Annotated in this window: 7 protein-coding genes; all 7 read right to left on the bottom strand. The window is 70.1% G+C overall.

Translation table 11 applies throughout. The features are described from left to right. Nucleotides 1-69 precede the first annotated feature (69 nt). Nucleotides 70-546, bottom strand: coding sequence for an Hcp family type VI secretion system effector (locus tag HL658_RS34070; protein ID WP_180286702.1), 477 nt, complete (start codon nucleotides 544-546; stop codon nucleotides 70-72). A gap of 179 nt (nucleotides 547-725) precedes the next feature. After that, nucleotides 726-2297 (bottom strand): class I SAM-dependent methyltransferase, encoded by a 1572-nt coding sequence (locus HL658_RS34065; RefSeq protein ID WP_180286703.1) that lies wholly within the window; start codon nucleotides 2295-2297, stop codon nucleotides 726-728. Nucleotides 2298-2333: 36 nt separating this feature from the next. Further along, entirely contained in the window at nucleotides 2334-3440 is a 1107-nt protein-coding gene (tssG, locus tag HL658_RS34060) for a type VI secretion system baseplate subunit TssG (protein WP_180286704.1), read from the bottom strand. Continuing rightward, nucleotides 3404-5239 carry a type VI secretion system baseplate subunit TssF gene (tssF, locus tag HL658_RS34055; RefSeq protein ID WP_180286705.1) on the bottom strand — a complete coding sequence of 612 codons (1836 nt, stop codon included), beginning with the start codon at nucleotides 5237-5239 and terminating at the stop codon, nucleotides 3404-3406. Before tssF ends, tssG begins: the two co-directional genes overlap by 37 nt. After that, nucleotides 5232-5729, bottom strand: coding sequence for a type VI secretion system baseplate subunit TssE (tssE, locus tag HL658_RS34050; RefSeq protein WP_196242428.1), 498 nt, complete (start codon nucleotides 5727-5729; stop codon nucleotides 5232-5234). The genes tssF and tssE overlap by 8 nt, the downstream gene beginning before the upstream one ends. Nucleotides 5730-5797: 68 nt before the next feature. Then, nucleotides 5798-6598, bottom strand: coding sequence for a type VI secretion system accessory protein TagJ (locus HL658_RS34045; RefSeq protein WP_180286706.1), 801 nt, complete (start codon nucleotides 6596-6598; stop codon nucleotides 5798-5800). A 37-nt stretch (nucleotides 6599-6635) separates the two neighbouring features. After that, nucleotides 6636-8201, bottom strand: a complete 1566-nt coding sequence (gene tssC / locus HL658_RS34040; protein WP_343055419.1) for a type VI secretion system contractile sheath large subunit — start codon at nucleotides 8199-8201, stop codon at nucleotides 6636-6638. Nucleotides 8202-8209: the final 8 nt, after the last annotated feature.

Here is an 8209-nt window from a genome sequence, read left to right as displayed (position 1 = left end):
AGAACCCCCGGCGCGGGCGGGGGCCCGGCCGGGGGTTCTGCGACGTGGTCCGTGTCGCGCGAGGGCGCGTCAGGCGGACTTGGTGGTGGAGATGTCGTAGGACACCGTGGTCGGCGTACCGGCCTTGTTCTTGTCGTCGTAGGGGGTGAACTTGAACTCGAGCTTGGTGAAGGAGATCGAGATGCTCTCCGACGGCCGGTCACCGCCCGACGACATGGAGTAGGCCGAGACCAGCGCGTTGGTCAGGGTGTAGGTGGCGTAGGTGGTGCCGGGGCTGCCGGTGGTGACGAGGTCGATCTTCACCGTCTTGCCGATGGCGCCGGTGCAGGCCTCGGTGAAGAATTTCGGCGAGGAGGAGTCCATCAGCTTGGTGATGGTCACTTCCGAGACCGAAGGCTCCGACGCCTCGCGGTTGGCGGTCGACCCCGACGGCGTGCTGATCGCACGCCCGACGCCCCACTGCAGCGAGCCCACATCGAGCCACTTCTTGTGCTCCTGGTGCGTCGCCTCGCCGTCGATGCCTTCGTACTTCACGTAAATGGCCATGGGCCGTCTCCTTGACCGACTCTGCGGTGATTCGTTGTCCCGCAATGATCATGTGGCATGAAGGCGGCCCTGCGTCAATGAATTCTTGTTGTGCGAACCTTCGTTCACCGTCCTTATTTCAGCCGGGACATACAAGGAGGCGCACAACTTCAAATTATTCACGTGCGCCAATTATCGTTTCAGATCATCCGGAGCCGCTTCCAAACGGGGAGGCTGTGCTCCAGGCACCAGCCGAGGCTGTCGGCGATGGCGGCGCGGTTCTGCTCCGCCCCCTCCAGCGTCACCCCGTCGCGCACCAGCGATTCGCCGCTGCCGAGGATGCGCCCCAGCGCGTGGTTGACCAGCGGCTCCAGCTCGGCCGGCAGGCCGGCAGCCAGCCCGTCATACAGCAGCACCTCCATCATCGACACATGCAGCCCCGACCCGGCCACCCCGGTCGCCATGCAGGACATCTTGCGCCGCGCCGCCGCGGCCACCTCCGCCGCCTGCACGCGGTTGAAGCGCAGCACCGACGGCAGCGGCGCGTCGCCGGTCGCCGCCAGATCCAGGGCCGGGACGGCCTGCTGCGAGCCGACGAGCATGCCGGCCACCTCCACCGGGGTCAGGCTGGCCTTGGTCTCGCGCAGCACCGGCAGGTCGAGCAGCGCGCCGATGCTGCGCGGCCCCTCCGACAGGGCGGCCAGGATCGGCAGGTAATGCGCCTTCTCCATCTCCGCCTCGCCCAGCGGCACCTTGATGGTGGTGCGCGCGTCGGCCGGCGGCACGGTCATCGCCAGCCCCATGGCGCGCAGCAGCTCGTCGCGCCGGTGGGCGGACAGGCGCCGCGCCCCGCGCACATACAGGTCGCGGCGGAAGGGGCGGCCGACGCAGTAGTCCTTGAAGGTCTCGCGCAGCGACGGCACCGGCACGGTCGCCAGCACCTCCCGCTGCTCCGGCGTCAGGGCCAGCTCCGGGTAGTTCTCGAACACCGTGCCGGACCCGACGAAGACCAGCTTGGCGTCCGCCATCTCGCGCGCCACGTCGACATGGTAGAGCGGCTGCCAGCTCCCGTTCAGATACTCGTGGGCGAGATAGACGAGCTGGTCCTCGCCGCCCTGGGCCTTGTTCTCGCCGCGCAGCTTCTGGACGATGCCCTCCTCGCCGACCACCCGGGCGCCCGCCTTCTGCAGCTTTTCGGCGAAGTCCAGCGCGGCGGAAACCTGCCGGTCGCTGCGGTCGTGCACCAGGTTGCCGAACTCGTACAGCAGCCGCTGCAGCGGCATCATGGCGGTCCAGCCGGGCTGCGCGTTGTAGCTGACATAGACCAGACCACCCGGCTTCACCGCCGTGCGCAGGAAGCGCGTGATCGCCCGCCGGTTCTCGGCACTCACCCAGGAATAGACGCCGTGCAGCGTCACGAAGTCGAACTGCGGCAGCGCCGGCCCGGCCCCGGCCGCCATCTCCTCGAAGCTCGCCTCGTGGAAGGTGATGTTGTCGAGCCCGGCGCTGGCCGCGAAGGCGCGGGCCCGCGCGATGTGCGCGGGGTGGAAGTCGATGGCGTGGAAGCGGCCCTTGGGGTTGGCCGCCGCCAGCAGGCTGACCGTGACCCCGGTGCCGCATCCCAGCTCGCAATAATCGAAGCCCTGCGACTGGTCCGGCGGCTCGATCCCGTTGATCAGGCAGGTCAGGTGCAGATGCGCCGGCCCCTGCTCGCGGTAGAAGCCGGGGAGATATTCGATGTCCGACACATAGCCGGCGCTCCAGTCGCTCATGATGTCCTCGGGCTTGCGGGTGTTGGTGGACGGGCGTCACAGATCGCGGGTCGGGAACACCGCGTCCTTGCGGTCCTCCGGACTGGGGCCGTGCATCAGCCAGCTGTTCCAGCCCAGCCGCGATTCCAGCCCGACGTTGGTGTCGTCGTCGGCACCGTCGGCCAGCCGGCATTGCGGCACCGACGCGGCGGCCAGCGTCACCTCGACGTCGAAATCCAGCTCCGGCCCGACGGCGAAGCGCACGAGGTCGCGGAGCCGCGCCATGTCCCGCCCCTCCGGCATGAAGGCGGCGAAGGTCGGCAGGTCGAGCGGGCCGACGCGGATGCGGAAGCGGCCCTGCACGTCCCAGGCGCGCTCGCCGGCCACGCTGTCGAAACCCAGCCGGCAATATTGCCCCATGGGTTCGTCGGCGGTGGGCAGGCGGCTCTGCCCTTCCGGCGCGATGGTCAGCCAGCCGCCGACGAAGGTGTCGATGGCGACCGGGCGGCCGAGGAAGTCGGACAGCATGGATTGCAGGCCGGTGGCCGACCGCACCTCGCCCGACAGCAGCCCGGCGTAATGCAGGAGCGTGCTGTCCTCCACCGCCAGCCGGTGCTGCAGGCCGGGGGTGGCGACACCGGCGAAGGCGGCGACCGCGGTGGTCACCGGGTCCGCGGCGTGGCCGTTGCTGCGCTCCGGCATGCGTTCGTAGGCGACGGGCAGCCGGTACTTGGCCCAGGCGCGGTAAAACAGCGACAGGCTGCGGTGGTGGAACAGGTCGAGGAAGTCGCGCAGCGATCGCGATCGCTGGCGCAGCGCGCGGATGACATGCTCGGTGTAGTGCTGCGGCAGCACCCCCACCGGCCCGACCAGCCCCAGGAAGGTGACGGTCAGCGTGCCCGGCTTGCCGCCCGCCGGCGCCTCGGCCGTGGCGATCTCGTTGCCGGGAAAGGTCAGCGACGGCTCGGTGGCGAGACGCACCACCTCGCGCCGCGGGTCGTGGTCGCGCCCCACGGGTTTGCGCGGCTCCAGCCGCAAGTCGCGCTGGTCGCGGGCCGCCTGCCATTCCAGGAGCCGCACCGCCTGGAAGAACTCGAAGCGGCGGGGGTCCCGGAACAGGCGGTCGATCACAGAAGCGGGCGATCGCCGGCGCGGGGGGGCCATGTGCGCAGCACTCCGGGGCGGCCCTTGACCGTGGCGGTCAGCCGCGTGAACGAGTTGATGGAGCAGGTGAGGGCGAGGAAGCGGTCGAGCACCATGGCCAGCAGGAACAGCCCGCCGCCGGCGAAGCGCGCCGGGTCGAATTCCATGGTCACCGCGGTGCCGCGGCACACGGCGTCGCCCCAGGGCACATCCCCCGGACGCGACGGCGCGCGCGCCGCGATGCGGCTGGTGGACACCGCGGTCACCCCGTCGATCAACGCCCGCGTCTCCGCCGAATCCCGGAAGTCGTAGAGGCGCAGGATCTCGCGCAACGCCTCCACCCCCTGGTCGCCGCCGCCGATGGTCAGGTGGTTGAGCAGCAGGTGGGAGACCAGCCGCCAGCGGTGGCCGTCGCGTTCGGACAGCCGCAGCGTCGGCGTCGGCGGGGTGACGCAGGACACCGACTTCACCGCCGACGCGCCCTGCACCAGCTTGAGGTGCGGGTGCCCGCCGCCGTAGGGGAGCTGCGCCGGCAGGTCGCGGTTCAGGCACAGCGTGTCCACCGACAGCACCGAATCCGCCGGCGAGGTCGGGTTGAAGTCGATGTCGTAGAGCGACAGGAAGACTTCCGTCCCGGCGTCGCGGAAGCCGGCCGGGCGTCGCGCGCCGATCCAGAAACGGCTGGCCGCCGCGTCCTGCCCGCCGTGGCGCAGGCCGTAGAAGGGCAGGAACCGGCTTTCCTTGCCCTCGCCGTCGGTGGCCCGCACGTCGGTGACCGCATAGACCTCCATGGCGCCCTGGCGGCGCACGTCGGGCACCACGCGGTACTCGTAGGTGGTCTGGGTCAGCGCGATCGGCTCGGCCCGCTGGCGGAACAGGTTCACCACCGGCGCGCAGCCCATGGCGAAATTCTCCGCCGAGATCGAGCGCTCCAGCTCGCCGTTGGCGCGGTTCAGATAGAGGAAGACCTCCATCCGGTTGCCGGCCTTCATCAGCGTCTTGGCCGACAGGCCGGTCAGATCGAAGAACAGGAACTTCTCGGGGAACGCGAAGAACTCGGTCAGCAGCCGGTAGCCGATGTGGCTGCGGGCGGGGTAGGGCAGCATCCCCTCGTCCGCCCCGAACCCCACCGGCCGGAGGCAGTCGGGGCCGAGGATGACCGGGTTGGGGTCGTTGGCGCCGTCGGCCAGCGCCACCGACACCGTGTTGTTGAAGATCATCTCGTACAGCGGATAGACCTGCTGCGGCTGGCCGCGCAGGAAGAAGCGCAGCCCGTCCGGCTGGAGCTGGTCGAACCGCATGTCGTCGGCCTGGCAGCGCAGCGTCAGCCGCAGCGACGCCACCGCGTCGGCCGCCCGGCGGTTGGGCGGGGCCACCAGCGGGCGGCCGGTCAGCACCGCCTGCTCCAGCGTGACCGGCCACAGCGTCGCCGGGTAGGTGGTGCGGAAGCGGCAGCTCTCGCCCTTCAGCGCCTCGCTCTCCAGCTCGGTGCCGACCGGCACCGTGTAGGGGCCGGTGAGGTCCGGCTGGCCGCGGAACTGCACCACCGACATCGACGGGACGGGCGCCAGATAGTGCGGGTAGAGCACGTCGAGCAGCGCGTCCACCAGCTCCGGGTAGTCGTCGTCGAGCTTGGCGGCGATGCGGGCGTTGAGGAAGGCGACGCCCTCGATCAGCCGGCTGACATGCGGGTCCTCGATGGCGTCGGCGGACAGGCGCAGGCGCCCGGCGATCTTCGGGTGCGCCTCCGCGAACTCCCCCGACATGCGGCGGAGGAAGGTCAGTTCCCGGTTGTAGTAGGGGAGGAGCTTGTCAGCCACGGGCCTTGCTCGTCACGCTCACGACGTTGGATGTGGGGTCGACGACGCTGTCGAAGACCAGCGGTTCGGGGGCCGGATCGGCGCGGATCATCGCCTCGATGCGGAAGCGCAGGGTGCGGTCGGTCTGGTCGCTGTTCTCCAGCAGCGAGACCGACAGCCGCAGGAAGCGCGGCTCCCAGCGCCGGATCGCCGTCTCCATCTGCGCCACCACCTCGCGCCGCCGCGTCTCGGTGGCGAGATTCTCGGCCAGGATGTCCGGCACCCCGTAGTTGAGCACGGAGCTTTCCAGCTCCGTCAGGTCGTCGGGCCAACCCACCACGCGGCGGCGGGTGTTCAGCAGATCCTCCAGGTCGCGGCGGATGGCGCCGCGCAGATCGGCCAAGGTCTGCGCCCGCGCCGGCGCCGGATCGCGCGCGCTGTCGGGGTTGTCGTCGATCAGCCGGTCGAAGACCGACAGAGTCAACGGCTGGCCTTTCTCGATGCCGTTCATGGCGCATCCGCCCGATCAAGTCCTGTGCCCGATTCCCTCCCCCGCCGGAGGCGGGAGAGGGGCAACCCTCACGACGCCTTCTGGAAGGTCAGCGTGCCGAGCTGCATGATCGGCACGCACTCCTCGCCGATCAGGAAGCAGCGCTGGCCGCTGCCGCGCACCGGAACGGTCTCCGACCATTCGGTGATGCGGCCGAGCTTCACGGCGTCGGGGGCGTCGGCGGCGGCGCCGGCGTAGACGGCGGGCAGGAAGACCTCGCCGTCGGGGCCGTCGCGCACCACCATGTGGGCGCGCCGCCACAGCAGGTCGCGCGGGCGCTCGGGCTTGTGGAACTCGATCAGCTCGACCCGCTCGGCCGGGATCCAGTAATATTTGCCGGTGCTGGTCAGCACCTCGAACAGGCCGCCGGTCAGGTCGTCCAGGTCGCGGAAGTCGTCGAAGGGAATGTCGTCGTGGGATCCCGCCAGCGGCGGGCGCAGGTCCTCGGCCTTGGCCAGCGCCGCGGCGGCCTCCTCCGCCTTGCCCTCGCGCAGCAGCAGGAACGCCTCCAGATGCAGCCGCAGATGCTCGGGCTGGTCGCCGTCGAGGAATTCCGGCACGCGGCCGTCGGCGTAGAGCTGGTGGCGCGCCTGGTCGGCGCGGATGAGCTGGCGGAACAGCGCGATGGTCAGCGCCACCTGCGGCTGCTGGGTGCCGGTGGTGTCGAGCTGCAGGTCGGCCCGCTCCAGGTTGCCGCTGAAGCTCAGCAGCTCGGCCAGGAAGACGCGCAGGTCGGCGTCGGTGGGCTTGGAGCGGAGCTGGCCGTTGATCGCCTGGATGGCGTCGGTCAGGCGGCCGGCCTGATAGAGCTGTGCGGGCGTTTCGCTCATGGTTCGTCTCCTTTGTCCCCGTTTTGGCCGGGGCGTCTCAACCGGGCGAGGTCTGGGCCAGTTCGGTCACCAGCTTGAAGGTCGAGAAGACCTGATCGAGCTGGAAATGCGGTCGGAGGTGGATGATGCAGAGGTAGTTGCCGGGCTTGCCCGGACTCTCGCGCACCTGCACCCAGGCCTCGCGCAGGGGGTAGCGGGCCTTCTGGTGGATGGAGGCGTCGTCGTTGCCGAGGCAGAAGCCGTGCAGCCACTTCTGCAGGTCCTGCTCGCACTTCTCCGGCGTGATGAAGGAGCCGACGCGGTCGCGCACCTGCACCTTCAGGTAATGGGCGAAGCGGGCGATGCAGAACATGTAGCGCAGCATCGACGACAGCTTGGCGTTGGCGGTGGCGGCCAGCGTGTCGTAGGTCTGGGTGCGCTGCACCGACTGGTTGCCGTAGAAGACCAGGAAGGGCGTGTCCTTGCAGCGGTTGAGCGACACGAAGCCGAGGTCGTCCAGGTCCTTCTCCAGCCGGTCGGAGATGGCGACCTCGGCGCCGAACTTCAGCGCCAGCTCCGGCTCGTCGGTGGCGAACCACGGCACCGGCAGCCCGTCCACCAGCCCGCCGCCGACCACGTCGCGCTGCGCCCCGCGGATGTCGGCGAACCAGCCGTACTGCGCGTAGGCGCGCACCAGCACCGAGCAGAAGGCGTAGACGGCGTTGCCCCAGCAATGCTCCTCCAGCCGCATGCCGCCGGCGTTCTCGCGGTAGCGGAAGCCGAAGCGGGTGCTGGCGTTGTCGGGGTAGGGCGGGCGCATCAGCACGCGCGGCAGCACGATGCCCAGGAAGCGGGCGTCCTCGCTCTGCTGGAAACGCTGCCAGCGCTGGTACTCGGCGTGCCGGAAGGCGGTCTTCAGGTCGATGGGCAGACCCATCTCGCGGAAGGTCTCCAGCCCGAACAGCGCCGGATCGGCGCCGACGATGGCCGGGGCGAAGGCGGCGGCGGCCACCTGCGACAGGCCCTTCAGGCAGGCGATGTCGTCGGTCGGCCGTTCCTTCGTCGGCTTGTGGGTGACCGCGTAGTCGCAGACCAGCACGCCGTACGGAAGCCCGCCCGGCATGCCGAACTCCTCGCTGTAGATCTTCTGGAAGAGCTGGCTCTGGTCGAACTCGATGGCGCGTTCGAAGTCACGGGAGAGCTCGGCCCAGCCGGCATTGAGGACGCGGATGATCACGTCCTCCATCCCCTCGACCTGTCCGGTCAGGAAGGCCACCCCGCGCCAGGACGCCTCCAGCCGCTGGAAGCGGCGGTGGTGCAGGATGGCGTTGACCTGGTCCGACAGCAGCTCGTCGATGCGGGCGATGTCGCGGTCGATGGCTGCGCGGATGCGGTCCGGCGTCGCCCTCAGGAAGGGCGATTCCGGACCGAACCAGGCGGCCAGCGCGCGGGCGGTGTCGGTCTCCGTCAGGAAGGCGTCGAGCGGGGCGGCGTCGTCGCGGCCGAGCGCGATGTCCACCGCCCGCTCGCGCAACGGCCCCCCGGGCAAAGACCCGGCCTCGCGGAGCACCCCTGGGATCGGGGTGCCCGCGGGAACCGTGTCGTCCAGGCCGGGACCGTCCACGCCCCGTC

The sequence above is a fragment of the Azospirillum oleiclasticum genome, assembly GCF_013423485.1.
Taxonomy (GTDB): domain Bacteria; phylum Pseudomonadota; class Alphaproteobacteria; order Azospirillales; family Azospirillaceae; genus Azospirillum; species Azospirillum oleiclasticum.
This window is presented reverse-complemented; position numbering and strand designations above follow the sequence as displayed.

Excerpts from the sequence above, each read along its gene's own strand:
- tssE (WP_196242428.1), bottom strand. The coding sequence starts at position 5,729 with ATGAACGGCATCGAGAAAGGCCAGCCGTTGACTCTGTCGGTCTTCGAC.
- HL658_RS34045 (WP_180286706.1), bottom strand. The coding sequence starts at position 6,598 with ATGAGCGAAACGCCCGCACAGCTCTATCAGGCCGGCCGCCTGACCGAC.
- HL658_RS34070 (WP_180286702.1), bottom strand. The coding sequence starts at position 546 with ATGGCCATTTACGTGAAGTACGAAGGCATCGACGGCGAGGCGACGCAC.
- HL658_RS34065 (WP_180286703.1), bottom strand. The coding sequence starts at position 2,297 with ATGAGCGACTGGAGCGCCGGCTATGTGTCGGACATCGAATATCTCCCC.
- tssG (WP_180286704.1), bottom strand. The coding sequence starts at position 3,440 with ATGGCCCCCCCGCGCCGGCGATCGCCCGCTTCTGTGATCGACCGCCTG.